Source organism: Labrys monachus, assembly GCF_030814655.1.
Taxonomy (GTDB): domain Bacteria; phylum Pseudomonadota; class Alphaproteobacteria; order Rhizobiales; family Labraceae; genus Labrys; species Labrys monacha.
On sequence record NZ_JAUSVK010000001.1, the window covers coordinates 527495 to 547177 of the forward strand.

Sequence of the window (19683 nt, forward strand, 5' to 3'; positions counted from 1 at the left end):
GAATGGATGGCGGGGGTCATCGGTTCCGGCATCGCCGCATGAATCGCCCGTGGCGGCCGCCGGCGCGGGAACAGGGCCACGGCACGCTCGTTTCCCGCGCATGCGCAGCATCACAGACGGGAGGCACCCATGTCCGAGGCCACCTCGACCACCGATCACGACCAGATCCGCAAATGGGTCGAGCAGCGGGAGGGCCGGCCCTCGAAGATCGGCGCCAAGGGCCGCAAGGGCGGCATTCTCCGTATCGATTTCGGGGAGCCGGAGGAGGACTTCGAAGAGATCGGATGGGACGAATTCTTCAAGATCTTCGACGAGAACCGCCTGGCCTTCCTGCATCAGGACAAGACGGCCGACGGCAAGACGAGCCGCTTCAACAAGTTCCTCGAACGGGGCTGACGGCTCCGGCGGAGCCTCAGGCCCCCGCGCCGCTCCCGTCGACGAACAGGCTATCGAAGAGCGCCTTCGCCCGCTCCAGGCCTTTTTCGGTGAAGACGACCGATTTCGCCTGGCCGACGGGGTTGGAGATCATGTCCTTCCCGTGAAGGCGGTCCAGGGCGCCCCAATCGAAGCCCTTCCACGCGCGTCGGCCGTCGTGAAGGCCGAGATAGAGCAGGGCCAGAACCGCATCCTCGATCCGCTCCTCCGTGGTGCGGAACGTTTCGGGCTCCGGCCCTGGTCCGGCTGCCGTTGATTTCGCCATGTCGCTTGCCTTCATTCTCCGGGCCGGATGACGTCAGCGCTGTCTCCGGGCCTCTCTCACGGCGACCAGCGCCGCAGCCGCGTCGGGGTTGCCGGCGGCGGCGAGCGCCTCGAACACCTGCTGGGCCTCGCCATAGCGCTGCAGATGATAATAGGACCAGCCGCGCATCATCAGCAGGTCCGTCTGTTCGGGCGCGAGCCGCGCCCGGGCGTCGAGGCCGATCAGCGTCTGCGCATAGCGCCCCGCCTGATAGTCGGTGGCGACGCGCTGCGTCAGGATGGCGGTGCTCAATTCATTGATGCGCGGGCCGGGCTGCGGCGCCTGCGCGGAAGCGGCGGCCGCCTCGGAGGTCAACCCCAGGCGCAGATAGGCCAGCGACAGGCCATAGGCTGCATCCTGACGATCCCGGGCCGAGCCGCTCGCCAGCACGGCGCGGAACGCCGTCACCGCCTCAGCCGGCCGGTTGAGTTTCATCAGGCACCAGCCGCCCGCCAGCGAGCCTGCGCAAACGCCGGGGCCCGCCGAGGCGGAGACGCTGGCGGTCTGGCGCCGGCGGGGCGCCCGCGGTGCTGCCGGCTGGCGCCGCGCGGGCCCGGTTGCCGTTCGATAGGGATCCGGCTCGGCCGTTGCGACGGAACGGTAGGGGTCGGGGATGGAGGACATCGGCGCCCGATAGGGGAGGGCGGCGGCCGGCGGTTGCGCGTAGGGGATCGGCTGCCCCGTCGCCGGCGGCTGGCTGGCCGCCATCGGCTGCCCCACCGCCTGGGCCTGATAGGCCTGCGGGCCCGACCGCGGCGCCCCGACGCCCTCGACTCCCGGCTGGACCGCCGGCGCCGGCACGCTGGCTCCGCTGCCCTGCTGCTCGGCAAGGGCTTTGGCCGCGGCGGGATCGACGAGGGCGCGGATGCGCAGCGAGCGCGACGCCCAGACACGGATGAGCGAGCGGAGGGCATCGCGGCGGTTCAGGGTCTGGTCCACCAAAGCCAGGCCATAGGCGGAGGCCTCGTCGTCCGGCCGCCAGCCGAGCGCGGTGGCAAACCAGCGCGCGGCCGTCTCGTCCTGGCCATAGGCATGCGAATACCAGCCCAGCTGCTGGGCCGAGGCGGCGTCGCGCGCGGCCGCCACGGCCGGCACGATCCGGGCCAGTACATCGGCGGAAAGGGGCGGAGGCGGCTGCTGCCCGAGCAGATTGGCGATGACCGCCACATAGCTCTTCCGCGTTCCCTCGTCGGTGTCGCGCCAGGGTGCCAGCATCGCCTCCGCTTCCGCCGAGCGCTTGAGGTCGGTCAATGCGAGGGCGAGCCCTTCGGCGGCCCTGGCCGTATTCTTGCGTTCGAAGGAAATGCGGAACCAGTGTTCGGCTTGCGTCGAGTCGCCATGCTGCCGCAGATATTCGCCGAGCAGCAAGGCATCGGAGGCGGAATGATTGCCGTCGGCCGCGTCCTCGACCAGCTTGATGTCGCCCGGCTCGGCGACCGCCTTGGGGTCGGCGGCTCCCGCCGCGAGGGCGTTGCGGGCGAGATCCTCGCGGACCGCGCGGAACTCGTCGCCGTCGGCGCCGGAATGGCCGAGCGCGAGCAGCGGATCGAGGTCGGCGCGCGGCAGCAGTTCCATCGCCTTCTGCATCGTCGCCAGCCGGTCATGCACATCGGTGCAACTCGTCAGGATATAGCGATAGGTGTCCTGCGTCCTCCCCTTGCGGTCGGTGCGGGCGAAGGCCTCGGCCACCCGCCACAGGACGTCGACGTCGCCGCAGGTGAGCAGCGACGGCGTCTGGGTGGCGAGCTGGATCACCATGTTGTACTGCTTGGCATTGGACGCGTTGACGAGGCGCTCGCGCGTCTCGGCGACCGCGAGCCTGTCCAGCAGATCCTTGGGCGGCGTCCATCCCGGCTGGCTGCTCTGGCGTGCGGCGATCGCCGCATAGGCTGCGGCGAACTGGCCTTGCGAATAGAGCTGCCACATGTTGTCGAGCTGGATGTCGGTGACCGGCGGCGTCTTCAGCGGATCGTCGGGCGGCACCCAGTCGGGATAGAGCGACCGCAGCCGCGCGATCTCGGCATTGAGCCGGCGGGTGTCGCCCTGCCGGGCGAAGTAGCGCAAGGCGGTTTCATCGACGGCCGGAGGGACGGGCGCGGAGGATGGCGATGCCGCCGGGACAGGCGGCGGCTGCGCCGCGGGTTGGCTCTGGGCGGGTGCGGCCTGCGGTTTGGCTGCGGCCGCCGGCTGCGCGGCATTCGCCTGCATCGTGAACACGGCCGCCGGCGCCGGCCGGGCGGCGGCCGGGGCCGTGTCGGCAGCGGCGACGGGGTCCGCTGCGGCGACAGGCTCGGATGCGGCGAGCTGGCTCGCCGGCGAGGTGGACGGTTGCGGCGCGGACGGCTGAAGGACCGGCTCGGCATCGACGCTCGCCCGCGGCACGATGATGCTCCCGGTCGAGCCGATGCCCGGAGCCGGGTCGTCGCTGCCCGGCAGGGCGGAGGAAAAGGCGGTGCCGCCCGCCCCGTTCCACGAGCCGATATTGTGCCACAGCGTGACTGCCATCAGGGCAACGGCCAAGGCGCCGATGATGAGAGGAGTCGGGATTTTCACAGGCACTCCGGGAAACGTTGCGCCACGGCGGAAAGAGCCAGCAGGTAGAGCGTCGAGGGATAATAGAGATCGAGGGTGGGCTCGCGGAGCGAGGCCGGGATGGGCCTGTGGTCCAGGGCGCATCGCAGCGCGGCTGCGACCATCCTGTAGCCGGGATCGTTCAAGGCCTCGATCGCTCTGCCGTCCGCCAAGGCGATCACGGCGGGTGCGCCATCCTCCTGCTCCCAGGCGCGGGAGAACGGAGCGAGCAGGCCCTTGTCCGTGATGCCGGCCCGGAGAAGGTAGAGCGGAATCCGGATGGCGTCATAGCCGAACTGGGCGTTGAATCCGATTGCCGGGGCGGGCTTGGCGCCACGCAGCGAAATCCAGTCCGCCGGCAGCTTCGAAGGGCCGAACCGGGCCTCCTCGACGAGGCTGCGTCCGTCCGCGGACAGCTCGTCCCAATTCGTCCCGGGGGCGAGATGCGCCAGCACCGGCATTGCTTCGAAGATCCAGTAGGAGAGATTGACGACGGGGCCGTCGCTGCGGTCCTCGGCCCCGAATCCCTCGACGCCCGGCAGCAGCACCGTCCGATCCCCGACGCGTCTGACGAGCTTCTCCCCGATGACCGTCGCCATCTCGCGCGCCATTTCGGACCAGGCCGGCACCTTCCAGAAACTGCCGGCCAAGGCGAGCGAATAGGCGATGAGGACGTCTCCGTCCGACGCGTCGTTGATGTCGGCCACATGCGGATTGCTGTTCGGATCCCAGCGCCAGACCGCCAGCCCGTCGTCGCGCAGGAGCAGTTCGCTGCGGGTGAAGGTCCAGATGCGGGTGAAGGCCTCGCGGTCCTCGGCCAGGACCGCGAGCAGCAGGCCATAGCCCTGGCCCTCGCTGTGGCTGACATTCTTGTTGGCGTTGTCGACGACGCGGCCGTCGAGCGTGACGAACCGATCGCGCCATGGCAGCCATTGGCGCGTGGTCAGCGTACCGGGGCGGGCCGACTGGCTGAGCGGCGCGGCACGGCCCGGACCTGCCGGCATCACGGCCATGGCGATCGCAGCCAGGAACGGGGCGATTCCGCGCAGGGCATGGCGGCGCCGAATCATAGGGAGCTCCGACGGCCTATGTGAGACAGGAACAGCGCTGTTGCGAGGCCAAGCAGCAGACAGGCCGCAAAGAGCAGGAGCGAAAACGCGAAAATGTTCTCGGACAGCCAATTTGCGGCGATCAGGCGCAGATTGGCAAGCGAGAACGGCGCTGTCGGGATGAAGGAGAAGGTGGCGACCGGGAGGGTCTGGGTGGCGTTCGTCTTGGCGCTGTAGCTCACAAGGCGGCCGCTGAGCCGCAGCCATTGCGAGCCGTCCGTGAGATCATCCGCCCCCTCCCGGAGGAGGCGCGGCGAGGGGGCGGTGAGCAGCGTCCACGCCTTGTCGCCGCTCACACTCGGTCCTTGCGCGATGAGCGCTGTGTTGTTGCGGGAAGGCTCGAAAGCGGCGTCCCGGCTCGGCAGGAAACGCAGGCTGGCGGTGGAAACCTGAAACGTCTGCTGGAGCCAGTCCTGAAAGGAACTGACATCGCCGCGCCAACTCCCGCTGGTCGACAGCCTCTCCCGCCAGCGGTCGAACGTTTCCTGGGTGTCCGCGGGATCGGAGAGCGCATCCGGGGCCTTCGTGACCGCAAGGGCATTTCCCGCGATACCCGTCATCGCATTGGCGGCGAGCGGTGTCGCGCCGGGATCGAGGCTGTCCTCCGGAGCTTTCCACAGAGAGCCGATCCTGCCGTCGAGGTCGAGCTGGTCCGCAACGCCGCTCGGGATCTGAGAAGCCGTCGCGACGAAGATCGCGTTGCGGTCCCGCAGCGTGCTCGGCGAAGCGTCGAGGTCGACATCGATGACCCGTCCGGCCGAGACAGCCATCCGTCCCAGCAGCGTGGCGGCGGCCGAGACGGCATCGGGACTGAACTCGCCGAGGACGACCGCGACCGGCGTCTCCGAGATGTTGTAGGGAAAGCCCGTTCCTTGCAGGGCGGCGAGATTGGGCAGCCGCGCGATGCGCGCAAAATCGGGCAGCACGAATTCGCTGGTGTCGAACAGCACGAAGCGGGCGTCACCCTTCGTGGGGCCGGCGGCGCACTCCATGTCGGCGGCGGTGTGCAATTGCGCCTCGAAGGTGATGCGGTTCGGCCCCGGCCTGAAATGCGCCATGGGAATGCGGATCGGCAGATGCCGCAGGATCTCCCCGCCATTCGCGCTCAGCGGCGTCGTCGCCGCAATGTCGTCGTTGACGTAGATGTCGAGATGGCTGCCGGGCAGCACGGCGTTCGAATAGGCCGCGTCGAGCATCAGCAGCGCTTCGCCCGACGCGCCCGCGTAGAAGTCCGAGGGGATGCCGATCTGGAACTCCGCCTTGAAGCGGCGGCCGGAGAACTCCTGGGTGACGACGCCGAGATTCGACAATCTGGCATGGCCGGCCCCGAGCAGGAGGGGGGGATTGGGGGCGGCCCAGCGGCTGGTGTCCAGCACCGCCCGCGGCACGCCCCGCGGCCGTGCCACCAGGGCGGCGACCGCATCGACGGCGTGGGACACCGCCGTCGGCGACGGCCCGGAGATGACCAGCGTCGAAGGACCGAGTGCGGGATCGTCGACGAACGTCACGATCGGCTGGGACGCGGCTTCCGGCGGAACCGTCCGCATGACCGTCTTCAGGTCCTCGGCGGTGCCGATCGCGGCCGTCATCACGCCGGGCCTGGGAGGGCCGTTCGGCCCGTCCATGACCGAGATGTCCTGGTTCGGCATGCCGATCAGGATGGATGCCGCCTGGGCGAAGCGCAGGACCGGAGCGATGCCGACCTTCTGTCCGAGCTTGGGGGTGACGATCCGCAGGCGCGTCTCGCCGTCGACGTCCGGACTGACGGCTGCCAGATCCTCGACGCGCGCCAGGCGGGGTGCGGTGGGCGATTGGAAATGCAGGGCCGTGCTGGCGCTGTCGATTTCCGTGCGCAGCTCATAGGTCGAGGCGATGGTGCAGTCCGTACGGTGACGCTGGGTGGCCTCGAGGCGGAAGAGATTCGGGCCGGGGCGCAGGAGGCCGGCGGGCAGTTGGGCGGTGAGCTGGCCGAGACGGTCGGATGCCTCGATGGGCGTGTCGAAGATCGGGCGATTGTTGATGCGCAGGCTCAGGCGCGAGGATTCCGGAGCGACGAACACCGCCGCCTTGTAGCCCAACGTCAGCGTCACCGGGCTCGCGGCCTGGTCTCGCGTCAGGACGACGTTCCAGGTCTTGGAATCGATCTCCCCTTCCAGGATCAGGTGCTTATAGGGAAGGATGGGCCGGTCCAGGGACGTCGGCTGGCTCTTCGCCTTGCTGTTCGGCAGCGTCGCGGGGCTCTGAGGCGCCGCAGCCGGCGTCGCCGCGGCGGCGGGGGGGACGGGTGCAGGCGCCGGAGCGGCCGTCTGGTCGGGCGCAGGCGCCGGGGCGACCGCGGCGGGCGGCAGCGGCAGGGGAATCGGGGAGGGCAGAGGCGCGGGCCTGTTGCCGCGCTCGGGGGTCATGTCGAACGGCTGGGCTTCGTCCGCCTGGAGGCCGGGTGCGGAGCCGGCCAGGAAGACCGAGAAGAGGAGGGCAAATGTCCGCCGCCTCATCGGCTGTCTCCCACCGCCGGCCGGCGCACCACCTCGACAGGGCGCACCGGCCGTGTCGAGCGGAACAGATAGAAGATGCCGCGCACCGTCTGCCGGATCGCAAGCGCATAGAACCAGATCGTGCCGCGCAGCAGGCCGGGATTGTAGCGTCGCGCCTTCTGGAACGCCGTCCAGCGATCCGAATTGGCGTAGAGGAGATCGGCCACCAGCCTGTAATGCATCGGCTCGGTCGTGAGGAAGCGCACGCCGATGGTGGTGGTGCCCTGATGCATCGCCACGCGTCTGACGTGGCTCGGAAGCAGCGGGTCGCCTTCGAGCGGGGTCAGCGTCGCGAAGCGGATCGAGATCTGCCCGTCCTTGATGATTCCCTCCGCGGATCCTGGCAGGCGAATGGCGGCGCCGTTCGCCGAGACGTTCTGGATCGTCGCCGGCAGGATGCGGTCGCCGACCAGCAATTCGCATCGCCGCTCCACCGACACGCGCTGGCTGGATTGGGCTTCCCCGCGCTCGGCCACCACGCCGAGGGCGCAGCCCGCCAGCAGGACGTTGAGCAGGTTCCACATGCCGACCACCAGCGTCACGTCGGCCTTGCCGGGCTCGGCGATCAGCTTGAGGACGGTCATGACGATGCCGAAGAGCAGCACCACGAAGAAGGCGAAAAGCGGCCAGGCGATCTCGGACAGCCGGCTCGTCTGGACCGACTCGTCCTTGGCGGTGACGCGGAAGGTCGGCTTGCTGGGATGAAGCAGCACCGACACCAGTGCCGGCAGCAGGTAGAGCGACTGGGCATATTCATAGAGTTCGGAAACCCATGGCCAGCGATAGGAGCCATAGAGGTAGTTCTGCATCATCAGATTCACGAACATGTATGAAAGCGTGTAGGAAAGAAACTCCGCGCCCGACGCGACGAATATCTGCAGATCGAAGAACAGATAGAACAGCGGGGCAATGAGGAACATTATTCTGGCAAGAGGAAAGAACCAGAACATGATGCTCGACATATAGCATAGCCGCTGCGGGATGCTGAGGCCGCGCTTCATGAAGGGGCGCTGGAACAGCAGGATCTGCATCATGCCCTGGGCCCAGCGCGAACGCTGGACGATGAAGCTGGCGAAGGTGGCGGGCTGAAGGCCGGCGATCAGCGGCTTGTCGATATAGATGCTGTGCCAGCCCCTGGAGTGGAGCTCCATCGCCGTCTCGCAGTCCTCGGTGATGCTGCGGCCCTTGAACCCGTCGGTCTCGGCCAGGGCCGAACGGCGGAGCGCGGCGGCCGACCCGCAGAAGAAGGAGGCGTTCCACTTGTCGAGGCCGCGCTGGATGATGCCGTAGAACATCTCGTTCTCCGACGGCATCTTCAGGAAGGTGCGCAGATTGCGCTCCACCGGATCCGGGTTGAGGAAGAAATGCGGCGTCTGCACCATGAAGAGCAGCGGCTCGTCGCGGAAGAATCCGATGGTGCTGTGCAGGAAATCCCGGGCAGGGGCATGGTCGGCGTCGAACACCACGACGATCTCGCCGGTCGAATGCGCCAGGCCGTTGTTGAGGTTGCCGGCCTTGGCGTGCTCGTTGCGCGCCCGCGTCAGATAGTGGACGCCCAGCTTGGCGCACAGATCCTGCAGATCGGCGTGCCGACGTTCGGCCTCGGCGGCGAGTTCGATGCGCTCGTCGCTCCTCTTCTGATCGGTGCTGCCGTCGTCGAGGAGGAAGACGTTGATCTTGTCGGCCGGATAGTCGATGCCGCGTGCCGCGGCGAGCGTGCGGGCCAGCATGTCGGGCGGCTCGTTGTAGCTGGGCACGAACACGTCGACGGTCGGCAGTTCGTCATCGGCGAGCCGCGGCGCCCGGCGGGAGGGCAGGGGCGTGGCCACCACGAAGAGCGACAGCGCCAGCATGCCGACGCAATACATCTCGGCGAGGTAGACGAGCAGGCCGAAGACGAAGTTCTCGGGCTGGTTGATGGGCGGCAGCGTGCTGGTGGTCCGCCAATAGACATAGCGCAGCACGATCGAGGTGCCGAGCGCCAGCGCGATCAGCCGCCATACGCCGGTCGGCTTGAAGGCTTTCAGGAGGGCCATGGCGATCACCACCGCCGTGCCGGCGATCAGATGCGTCTGCTGGCTGATCGGCAGGGTGACCACGACGAAGACGAGGAGAGAGGCGCAGGCCCAGAGGAGAACGGCGAGGAATCGCGTCATGGCTGGGCTCCCGCGGCGGGTGGCAGAGGTATCACGGCATCGCCCGCCGTCGGCGCAGCGGGGGCGGTGTCTGTCGCCGGCGCGACCGGGATGGCGCCCTTCGTGCGGGCTGGGGCCGGGATCGCAGCCGCGGGCGGCGGCGGCACGACAGGGCCGTTCAAGATCGGCGCCGTGGGTGCGGGCGGCAGCGCGGGGGCGGGCTCGGCGCGCGGCCCGGCCCGGCGCACGCGCCGGCCGGCCGGTTTCGACGGGGCCGCCGCAGTCGGGAGCTGCGCCGCGGATGCCGCGGCCGCCGATGGGTTCTCCGCCGCCGACAGGATGGGGGCCGGCCCCATGGTGACGCCGGGAGCGCCGAAATCGGCCGACAGCGGCTTCGGATCGGACGTCCAGGTGCCGTCGGAAAGCGATGCGTTGACCTGCAGGTTCATCATGGCGGCGACCAGCATCGCTTCCGTCGCGCCGGGCTCGCACAGCCGGAGGCGGATCGAGATCGTCGCGCGGCGGTTGAACACCGAAACCTGGCTCTCGGGGGTGGAGACGCGCTGCCAGGCATAGAGGCAGGTGTCGCCCTGGGCCGACTGGCCCGCCGCATAGCCGAAGGGCCCGTAGCGGTTCTGGACGTAGTTGAGCGAAAGGTGCAGCGGGACGCCGGGAAGGACGGTCTGCGCTTCCGCCGGGAGATTGGCCTGCCCGAGCGGCTTGTTGTCGAGCGTCGATTCGGGGCCGGCCGTATCGTTGCTGATCCCGAAGATATCGACGCGCAGCTCGTTCTGCCCCGGCGTCGCGCCCGACGTCGCCAGCGCGATGGTCTGCCGCGTCGCGTTGACATAGGAGGTCTGCACGACCGACAGAGGCGGGGGAGAGCCCGGACCGAGCGAGACGAAGGCGAGATCCGGCGTCACGACCGTGGTGGTGGAGCCCGAAACGATCGCGCGCTGCCCCGAACATCCGCTGACGGCGAGCGCCGCCACCGCCAGGCAAGCGCCCGCTGCCCATCCCCGGGGCGGCGCTGCACGCAATGCGGGGCACGCGCCGGCCGCCCCTCCGGTCCGAGATCGTTTCGGTGCGGCAGGGTAGAGATATACAGGACGCGTACGCTGAATCATGCGTATACCATTTCGACCCGGCAAATAGAGCGACAGTCAAGGGTTCCCGTGGATCAGTCCGAGACCAAGGGACGATGAAAAATTTTATACACTTCTACGCACTGGTGGGCTGTCGAGCGCAGGCCTTACGCGGCGTGCACTCGACAGCGGCGGTCATCGCGGGCCCGCCATTACGCAGGGGACCCGCGCGGCCGGACGAATCACATCATTGATCCTATAGCCCGATATGGGCGCCGCGCGAAGCGGGTTCATGCGGGTCGATTCCCGAAGCATCTTCAAGGGCGTGCGCCTGCATAGTTCAATTTCGCATGAACGGCGTCGCTGCATCCGCCACCGGAAATCCCGTCGGCCGTCTCGGTGCGGCGGGAGCGAACAATCGGGACCCGGATCGTCGTATGCATGAAAATCAGGGCCGCTATGAAACGCTAATATTGCCGGGGCACGAAAAATACACACCCGTGCCGGATATGGCCGCCAGGAAGAGGAAAATCCTACTTTAAAATGCATCGCCGGGCCCGATCGTTGCTTTTCGATCGCGAGGGAGCCGGTCCACAACAAATGAGGGCGGGCGCTCCACGATCGCCGCCTCCCTTTGTTCCGAGGCGAACAGGGGTTTTGGCGCATCGGCAGGACGCTCCGGGGACCGGGCGCGCCCGATACGGGAAGCGCCCTGCGGGACCCGACCGCGGTTTCGATCTCGCCGGCATATCGGGCGAGCTTTCCGCGCCCGTGCAGGGTAAAGGGAGCCCGGCTTCGTCGATTCTCCGGGATATCTCGTGCTGGCTGTTCTCATGGTCGCGGTGCTCGCCTTCGCCGCGACGAACATTGACGACCTGTTCGTCCTGGTCGGCTTCTTCGCCGATCCGGCCTTCCGCGCGAGGCAGGTCGTCCTCGGGCAGTATCTCGGCATCGCCGCTTTAATCGCGGCCAGCCTGGCGGGTGCGCTCGCCACCCTCATGGTCCCGCCCGCCTATATCGGGCTGCTCGGCGTGCTGCCGATCGCCATCGGCATCCGCAAGCTGTGGTGGGCTTGGCGCGCACCCGGCGGCCGCGACGAGGAGAGCCATCCCGCGGCCGGTGTCCACAAGATCCTCGCCGTCGCGATGGTGACGATCGCCAGCGGCGGCGACAATATCGGCGTGTCCGTGCCGATGTTCGCCCACCGGCCGGCCCTTCAGCAGGCGGTGATCGTCGCGGTCTTCGCGGCGATGACGGCGCTCTGGTGCTGCGGGGCGCACTACCTCGTCAACCACCGCGCGCTCGGTGCGCCGATCCGGCGCCACGGCCACAGGCTGCTGCCCTGGATCCTCATCGCCATCGGCCTCGTCATCCTGCACGAGAACGACACGCTGGGGCTGATCGGCGCCTGAGGAGGCGGCATGCCTGCAAGTCCGGGGGGAGACCGGGCCGATGCGGCGCGGCTTCACCCCCGGGGCTCGTCGGCACGCGTGCCGTTATTTCATCTTCTTGTGGGTATGATGCACCGCATGCCGGCAATGATGGGTGCGCTTGGCCGTGCAGAGCGGCAGGACCTTCTTCGCGACGGGTTTGGCCGCCTCGGCCTTCGGGGCGGCCGGGGCCGGATCCGTCGTCGTCTGCGCGAAGGCGGGGGCCGCCGCCATCATGCCGAGGCAGAGCGCGGTGGTAGCCAGCAGTTTCAACATGAGATCATCTCCTGTAGCGATGCGATCTTCGGAGGGCCTCGTTCCCGATCGCGAGGACCGAGGCCCCGACCTTACGGCGCCGGTACGCAGGGCGTGTTGATCTACCTCAACTGGCTACCTCCGCCGGTGCGATGTCGTCGAGGTGGCGCGACCGCAGGGGCGGCCGCGGGGCCGCGCAGGGAGCCCCCTCGCTTGAGCCGGATCAATCCGGCGCCGCGCCGTTGCTGTATCGGTCGTCCCCGGGCCATGGACAGGGCGGACGGCATGAACAGGCGCAACCTTCTCATCACGGGCGCGAGCGCGCTGGCGGCGGCCGGCGCAGGCGCCTTCGCCTGGTCGCGGGCGACCGGATCGATGGCCGGCTACGAGGCCTATGCGAAGGGCCTTCGCATGCCGCTCGCCGCAGAGCCGGACCTGCGCGACCTCGTCCGCTATGCGACACTCGCCGCCAGCGGCCACAACACGCAACCCTGGCGGTTCGCGGTCGCGGCGGGCGCCGTCCGCCTGTTCCCGGACGAATCCCGCCGCACGCCCGTCGTCGATCCCGACGACCACCATCTGTTCGTGAGCCTGGGCTGCGCGGCCGAGAACCTCGCCGTCGCCGGCCGCGCGACGGGGCGGCCCGGCGAGATCGCGATTCTCCCCGGCGACGGCAGCGCCCTCGCCTGGAGCTTCTCCGAGGGGCCGGCCGTCGCCGATCCGCTCTTCGACGCCATTCCCCGGCGCCAGTCGACGCGCGCCGACTATGACGGCCGCCCGATCCCGTCCGAGGATCTCGCGGCGCTGGAACGCATCGCCGCCGAACCCGGCGTCGGGCTCGTGCTGCTGACCGACCGCGCGCGGATCAGCCAGGCGCGCGACCTCGTCGCCGCCGGCAACGACGCGCAGATGGCCGACCCCGCCTTCAGGACCGAGCTCGAGCGCTGGATCCGCTTCAATCCGCGCAGCGCCATGCGGAGCGGCGACGGCCTGTTCTCGGCGGCGAGCGGCAGCCCGTCGCTGCCGGACGTCCTCGGCCGCAGCGCCTTTTCCGCTTTCGTCACGGCCGGGAGCGAGAGCCCGAAAGTTGCCCGGCAGCTCGCTTCCTCGGCGGCGCTGGCGGTGTTCGTCGGCGAGCAGGCGGACCCCGCCCATTGGATCAGGGTCGGCCGCGCCTGCCAGCGCCTCATGCTCGCCGCCACGGCGCGCGGGCTGAAGCACGCCTTCGTCAACCAGCCCGTCGAGGTCGCCGGGCTGCGGCCGGCCCTCGCCGCGCTGATCGGCGAGCCCGGCAGGCGGCCCGACATCGTCCTCCGCCTCGGCTACGGCCCCACTTTGCCGCTGTCGCCGCGCCGCCCCGTCGCGGCCGTGCTGGTGTAGGCGCGGGCCTCCCATGAGCGCTGACTTTCCCGAAATAGCGCGATTTTCCTTCTCCCATCTGGGAGAAGGTGGCGCGAAGCGCCGGATGAGGGTCTAAACTTCGACCACTGAAGCGCGATGTCGAACTCTCGGCATCGAAGTCTGGACCCTCATCCCCTGCCCGGGAGAAAGCAGGTCACTCTCGCGATCGCCCCACCTTTGGAACTCCGACGCCGTAGCTTACGGTCGCCCCGGATGAACAGCGCGATTCGGGGAAGACATGCTCACAGGCGAAATCCGTTCCAAGGTCGATCAGGTCTGGAACGCCTTCTGGGCGGGCGGCATCGCCAACCCGCTCGAAGTGATCGAGCAGATCACCTATCTGCTCTTCATGCGCGGGCTCGACGACATCCAGACGCGCGAGGAGAACAAGGCCGCCATGCTCGGCCGGCCGATGGAGCGCGTGATCTTCGGCGATGGCGTCTACCGCAAGGACCGCGACGGCGCGGACGTGACCTATCAGGAGCTGCGCTGGTCGCGGCTGAAGAATGCCGATCCCCAGCGCATGTTCCTGCTGGTGTCGGACTTCGTCTTCCCCTTCCTGCGCGAGATGGCCGAGGAAGGCACCGCCCATTCGGAGCACATGAAGGGGGCGCGCTTCACCATCCCGACGCCCGGCCTGCTCGCCAAGGTGGTCGACATGCTGGCCGAACTCCCGCTGGAGGACCGCGACACCAAGGGCGACCTCTACGAATACATGCTCGGCAAGATCGCCAGCGCCGGCCAGAACGGCCAGTTCCGCACGCCGCGCCACATCATCAAGCTGATGGTGGAGATGACGGCGCCGACGCCGAACGACGTGATCTGCGATCCGGCCAGCGGCACCTGCGGCTTCCTCGTCGCCGCCGGCGAATATCTGCGCGAGCATCACAAGGGCCTGTTCCGCAACGAGGCGCTCAACTGGCATTTCCACCACGGCCTGTTCCACGGCTATGATTTCGACCAGACCATGCTGCGCATCGGCTCGATGAACATGCAGCTGCACGGCGTCGAGGGTGCCGACATCCGCTACCGGGATTCGCTCTCCTCCGGCCATGGCGACGACTCCGACAAATATTCGCTGATCCTCGCCAATCCGCCCTTCGCCGGCTCGCTCGACTATGAGACGACGGCCGCCGACCTGCTCGCCATCGTCAAGACCAGGAAGACCGAGCTCCTGTTCATGGCGCTGTTCCTCAAGCTCTTGAAGCCCGGCGGGCGCGCGGCGGTGATCGTGCCGGACGGCGTGCTGTTCGGCTCGTCGACGGCGCACAAGGCGATCCGCCGCATGCTGGTGGAGGACCACAAGCTCGACGCCATCGTGAAATTGCCCTCCGGCGTGTTCCGGCCCTATGCCGGCGTGTCCACCGCCATCGTGCTGTTCACCAAGACCAATTCCGGCGGCACCGACCATGTCTGGTTCTACGATGTGCAGGCCGACGGCATGAGCCTCGACGACAAGCGCCAGATGCTGGTGCCGGCGGACAGGTTCGGCCCGGTGCCGGAGTACCGGCTGAACGAAGAAGAGCATACGAAGAACAACCTGCCGGCCGTTCTGGCGGGGTGGCTCAAACGGGAGGCCGAGGAACGCGACAATCCGCGCACCGCCCAGAGCTTCACGGTGCCGCGCGAGGAGATCGCGGCGGCCGATTACGATCTCTCGCTCAACCGCTACAAGGAAGTGGTGCACGAAGCCGCCGAGCATCGCCCGCCGAAGGCGATCATCGCGGAATTGCTGGACCTGGAGGACGAGATCGCCAGGGGGCTGAAAGAGCTGGAGGCGATGCTGTGAGTGTTCGCATGGTAAGGCTCGGCGATGTCGTAGATGATCTTCGAAGCGGGTTTGCATGTGGGATCGACGATCCAGAAGGCATTGTTCAGTTTAGGATGAACAACGTTGAACGGGATGGAGCGTTGAATTGGACGAAAACGCGCCGTGTCCCCGTGAAAATGTTAAAGAAGGGTCTCAGCCTTCAGCCTAACGACATCCTATTAAATGCGACCAATAGTCCCGATCTCGTCGGTAAGACGGCATTATTTGTAGGTGCGGACGAGCCGGTCACCTTCAGCAATCATTTTCTTCGCTTGCGGATAAGGGCCCAGGCGGCGGAACCGTCTTACGTTGCTCGTTGGTTGCGCCGTCAATTCGAACTCGGCAGCTTTAAGGCGATGTGCCGCAGCTGGGTCAATCAAGCCTCCATCACACGAGATCAGGTTTCCAATCTCGAAATCCCCCTTCCGCCGCTCGATGAGCAGAAGCGGATTGCGGCGATCCTGGATAAGGCCGATCAACTGCGGCAGAAGCGCCGCCAGGCCATCGCGCTGCTCGAAAGCCTCACCCAGTCGATCTTTCTGGAGATGTTCGGTGAAGAACGATCAAGCGGTTGGCCTACGGCCACCGTTGGCGAGGTTGCCCTTGATATTCGGACCGGTCCGTTTGGAAGCCAGCTGCTTCACTCGGAATTTGTCGACGAGGGCATTGCGGTGCTTGGCATCGACAACGCGGTGAATAATCGATTTGAATGGGGGAAGCCCCGGTACATTAGTCCCAAAAAGTACAGCGATCTTGCGCGTTACACCGTCAGACCCGGTGACGTGTTAATCACCATCATGGGAACTTGTGGGCGATGCGCCATCGTTCCAGATGACATACCTACTTCTATTAATACCAAGCATTTGTGCTGTATAACGCTGGATAAACGGAATATTATCCCGGAGTACCTACACGGGTGCCTTTTAAATGCGCCAAGCGTCCTGCGGCAATTGGGGGTGCAGGCGAAAGGTGCTGTAATGCCAGGCCTGAACATGGGCATAGTCAAATCACTTTCTATTCCGATTCCGCCTCTTGAGCTTCAGAAACGTTTTCGTGCAACATTGGAGGCGGCGCTTGATAGGCGACGCCTGCTTCTAATCGCAGCGTTCGCTGACGAAACACTCTTCTCCTCCCTCCAGCATCGCGCCTTCACCGGCCAGCTCTGAGGCTTCATGTCCAATTTCGCCTTCCTCGCCGCCGAATTCCCCGAGATCTTCGACAGCGCGAAGCGGGCGGAATCCCTGGCCGAGGGCGATCCGCGCGCGGCGGCCTTCTATGCCAGGCGCACGGTGGAACTGGCGGTGCAATGGGCCTACCGGCACGATCCCGGGCTGAAATTCCCCTATGACAGCAACATTTCCGCGCTGATCCACGAGCCGAGCTTCCAGGCGGTCGCCGGGCCGGCGGTGTTCGCCAAGGCGCGGGTGATCGTCAGGATCGGCAACCAGGCCGTCCATGAGAGCCGCGAGACCAAGCCGGCCGAGGCCGCCAACGCCGTGCGCGAACTCTTCCATCTCTGCTTCTGGCTGGCCCGCACCTATGCGCGGCAGGCACGCCCGGCCGACGGGCTCGCCTTCGACCCCGCCCAGCTCAGCCGCAGGACCGACGTGGTCAAGCGTGCCTTCGCCGAACTCACCCGCCTGAAGGGCGAGATGGAGGCCAAGGACGCCGAGTTCGCGGCGATGCTGCGCGACAGGGCCGATCTCGATGCCGAGCTCCAGCGCCTGCGCGCCGAGATCGCCGCCGCGCGCCGCGCCAGCGAGGCCCGGCCCGACACGCATGATTATTCGGAGGCCGAGACCCGCGATCTCACCATCGACCTGCTCCTGCGCGAAGCCGGCTGGAGGCTCGACCAGCCCCGCGACCGCGAATTTCCCGTCGAGGGCATGCCGACCGCCGAGGGCAGGGGCTTCGTCGACTATGTGCTGTGGGGCGACGACGGCAAGCCGCTGGCGCTGATCGAGGCCAAGCGCAGCCGCCGCGATCCGCGCGCCGGCCAGCAGCAGGCCAAGCTCTATGCCGACTGCCTCGAAAGGCGGTTCGGCCAGCGGCCGGTGATCTTCACCTCCAACGGCTACGAGCATTGGATCTGGGACGATGCCGCCTCTCCGCAGCGGACCGTCTCCGGCTTCTACAAGAAGGACGAATTGCAGCTGCTGGTCCAGCGGCGCACCGGCCGCAAGGCCACCGGCAGCTTCCCGATCGACAGGAAGATCGTCGAGCGCGCCTACCAGCACAAGGCGATCCGGCGGGTGGCGGAAGCTTTCGAAAAGGACCGGAGCCGCAAGGCCCTGCTGGTGATGGCCACCGGCTCGGGCAAGACGCGCACCGTGATCGCCCTTGTCGACGTGCTGATGCGCGCCGGCTGGGTCAAGCGCGTGCTCTTTCTCGCCGACCGGCTGGCGCTGGTCAACCAGGCGGTCCGGGCGTTCAAGGCCCATCTGCCGGATGCCTCGCCGGTCAATCTGGTGACGGAGAAGCACGCGGAGGGCCGCGTCTTCCTCTCGACCTATCCGACGATGATGAACCTGATCGACGAGCGGCAGGGCGGCAGCCTCCGCTTCGGCACCGGCCATTTCGATCTCGTCGTCATCGACGAGGCGCATCGCTCGGTCTACCAGCGCTACGGCGCGATCTTCGACTATTTCGACAGCCTGCTCGTCGGCCTCACCGCGACGCCCAAGGACGAGATCGACCGCAACACCTACGGCCTGTTCGACCTCGAGGACGGCGTGCCCACCGACGCCTATTCGCTCGACCAGGCCATCGCCGACGACTGGCTGGTGCCGCCGCATTCGGTCTCCGTGCCGCTGAAGTTCCAGCGCGAAGGCATTCGCTACGACGACCTCTCCGAGCCGGAGAAGGAGCAGTGGGACATGCTGGAATGGGACGAGGCGGACGGAGACCCGCCCGACAGCGTCAATGCCGAAGCCGTCAACAAATGGCTGTTCAACGCCGATACCGTCGACAAGGTGCTGGCGCATGTGATGACCGAGGGCCTCAAGGTCGCCGGCGGCGACCGGCTGGGCAAGACCATCATCTTCGCCAAGAACCAGGCCCATGCCGAATTCATCGAGGAGCGCTTCAACCTCGCCTATCCGCATCTGGGCGGCCATTTCGCGCGGATCATCACCTTCAAGACGGAGTACGCGCAGTCGCTGATCGACGGCTTCTCGAAGAAGGACGCCAATCCGCATATCGCCATCTCCGTCGACATGCTGGACACCGGCATCGACGTGCCCGAGATCGTCAACCTCGTGCTGTTCAAGCTGATCCGCTCCAAGACCAAATTCTGGCAGATCATGGGGCGCGGCACGCGCCTGTGCCCCGATCTCTTCGGCCCCGGCGAGGACAAGGAATTCTTCCGCGTCTTCGACTATTGCCAGAATCTCGAATTCTTCCGCCAGAACCCCGAGCCGGACGAAGGGCGCAACCCGAAGAGCCTGAGCGAGCGCCTGTTCGCCGCCCGCTTCGACCTCGTGCGCGCTCTCGACGAGAAGCACAGGCTGGAGGCGACGGGCATAAGCGAGGCGGGTGGACTGGCCGAAGCGCCGCAGGCGCCTTACGATGCGGCCGGTACCGGGGCGCTCGACGAGACGACGATCCGCCACGCGGCGCTGGACGCCCTCAAGGCTTACGTCGCCAGCATGAATCCCGACAACTTCATCGTACGCGGCAAGCGCCGGCTTGTCGAGAAATACCAGTCGCCGGATGCCTGGAACGCGCTGACCGATGCGATGCGGGGCGAACTTCTGGACGAAATCGCGCCCTTGCCGAGCATGGTCAAGGGCGAGCCGGAGGAAGCCAAGCGCTTCGATCTCCTGATGTTCGGGCTCGAGCTTGCGCTGCTCCAGGGCTCCCGGCGCTTCCATCGCGACAGGAAGCAACTGATCGAGATCGCCTCGGCGCTGGACGAACAGGTCGCCATACCCGTCATCGCCGCCCGGCACGCGCTGATCCTCGACATCCTCTCCGACGCCTGGTGGGAGGGGATCACCGTGCCGCTGCTGGAACTCGTCCGGCTGCGGCTTCGGGGCGTGGTGCAGCACATCGAGAAGGGCAAGCGCCGGGTCGTCTACACCGATTTCGAGGACGAACTCGGCGAGGGCGCCGACATCGACCTGCCGGAGGTGGGCGAGGTTGATTTCGCCCGCTTCAAGCGAAAGGCGCGGCATTTCCTGCGCGAGCACGAGGATCACATCGCCATCGCCAAGCTGCGGCACGGCAAGCCGCTGACGGCGACCGACATCGCGGAGCTGCAGGCCATGCTGCTCGCCGCCGGCATCGGCGATGCCAGACATCTGGAGAAGGCCGCCGCCATGGCGCATGGCTTCGGCGCCTTCGTCCGCTCGCTGGTCGGGCTCGACCGCGCCGCCGTGGCGCAGGCGTTTTCCGATTTTATCGCCGACGGCAGCGCGAGCGCCGACCAGATCGAGTTCATCGACATGGTGATCGAGCACCTCACCGAGAAGGGCGTCATGGATCCCGGCCTGCTCTATGAAAGCCCCTTCATCGACGTGGCGCCGGAAGGGCCGCAGCAGGTGTTCGACTTCGAGAAGACGAAGAGGCTGGTGGCGGTGATCCGCGGCCTCAACGAGAGCGCGGCGGGCTGAG

General features: G+C 67.3%; 13 protein-coding genes. 6 read left to right on the forward strand and 7 right to left on the reverse strand.

Translation table 11 applies throughout. The annotated features are described in order from the left end of the window. Positions 1–129: 129 nt before the first annotated feature. Complete coding sequence (locus tag J3R73_RS02305; protein WP_307422016.1) at positions 130–396, forward strand: hypothetical protein; 267 nt, start codon at positions 130–132, stop codon at positions 394–396. Between the two features lie 16 nt (positions 397–412). Here the strand turns inward: J3R73_RS02305 and J3R73_RS02310 are convergent, their stop codons facing one another. Genes J3R73_RS02310 through bcsN form a run of 6 tightly spaced genes read right to left on the reverse strand, consistent with a single transcriptional unit; the run spans position 413 to position 10080 of the window. Then, on the reverse strand, positions 413–700 hold the full coding sequence (locus tag J3R73_RS02310; RefSeq protein WP_307422019.1) for a DUF6429 family protein: 288 nt from the start codon (positions 698–700) through the stop codon (positions 413–415). Between the two features lie 33 nt (positions 701–733). Next, positions 734–3292: a cellulose synthase gene (locus J3R73_RS02315; RefSeq protein ID WP_307422022.1), complete on the reverse strand. Its 2559-nt coding sequence runs from the start codon at positions 3290–3292 to the stop codon at positions 734–736. Next, positions 3289–4359 (reverse strand): family 8 glycosyl hydrolase, encoded by a 1071-nt coding sequence (locus J3R73_RS02320; RefSeq protein ID WP_370880062.1) that lies wholly within the window; start codon positions 4357–4359, stop codon positions 3289–3291. Before J3R73_RS02320 ends, J3R73_RS02315 begins: the two co-directional genes overlap by 4 nt. Before the next feature lie 17 nt (positions 4360–4376). Next, positions 4377–6914, reverse strand: a complete 2538-nt coding sequence (locus J3R73_RS02325) for a cellulose biosynthesis cyclic di-GMP-binding regulatory protein BcsB (RefSeq protein ID WP_307422024.1) — start codon at positions 6912–6914, stop codon at positions 4377–4379. Continuing rightward, positions 6911–9109 (reverse strand): UDP-forming cellulose synthase catalytic subunit, encoded by a 2199-nt coding sequence (gene bcsA / locus J3R73_RS02330; protein ID WP_307422026.1) that lies wholly within the window; start codon positions 9107–9109, stop codon positions 6911–6913. The genes J3R73_RS02325 and bcsA overlap by 4 nt, the downstream gene beginning before the upstream one ends. Beyond that, complete coding sequence (bcsN, locus tag J3R73_RS02335) at positions 9106–10080, reverse strand: cellulose biosynthesis protein BcsN (RefSeq protein WP_307422028.1); 975 nt, start codon at positions 10078–10080, stop codon at positions 9106–9108. The genes bcsA and bcsN overlap by 4 nt, the downstream gene beginning before the upstream one ends. Positions 10081–10991: 911 nt before the next feature. Between bcsN and J3R73_RS02340 the strand changes: the two genes are divergently transcribed. Then, positions 10992–11585, forward strand: a complete 594-nt coding sequence (locus tag J3R73_RS02340) for a cadmium resistance transporter (protein WP_307422030.1) — start codon at positions 10992–10994, stop codon at positions 11583–11585. Positions 11586–11669: 84 nt separating this feature from the next. Here the strand turns inward: J3R73_RS02340 and J3R73_RS02345 are convergent, their stop codons facing one another. After that, complete coding sequence (locus J3R73_RS02345) at positions 11670–11879, reverse strand: hypothetical protein (protein WP_307422032.1); 210 nt, start codon at positions 11877–11879, stop codon at positions 11670–11672. 264 nt (positions 11880–12143) lie between these two features. On the opposite strand from J3R73_RS02345, the gene J3R73_RS02350 reads away from it, so the two are divergent. From J3R73_RS02350 to J3R73_RS02365, 4 genes are all read left to right on the forward strand, one after another. Continuing rightward, positions 12144–13238 (forward strand): Acg family FMN-binding oxidoreductase, encoded by a 1095-nt coding sequence (locus tag J3R73_RS02350; protein WP_307422034.1) that lies wholly within the window; start codon positions 12144–12146, stop codon positions 13236–13238. A gap of 259 nt (positions 13239–13497) precedes the next feature. Next, complete coding sequence (locus J3R73_RS02355) at positions 13498–15048, forward strand: type I restriction-modification system subunit M (protein ID WP_307422036.1); 1551 nt, start codon at positions 13498–13500, stop codon at positions 15046–15048. 8 nt (positions 15049–15056) lie between these two features. Further along, complete coding sequence (locus J3R73_RS02360; protein WP_307422038.1) at positions 15057–16235, forward strand: restriction endonuclease subunit S; 1179 nt, start codon at positions 15057–15059, stop codon at positions 16233–16235. Between the two features lie 6 nt (positions 16236–16241). Further along, positions 16242–19682, forward strand: coding sequence for a DEAD/DEAH box helicase family protein (locus J3R73_RS02365; RefSeq protein ID WP_307422039.1), 3441 nt, complete (start codon positions 16242–16244; stop codon positions 19680–19682). Position 19683: the final 1 nt, after the last annotated feature.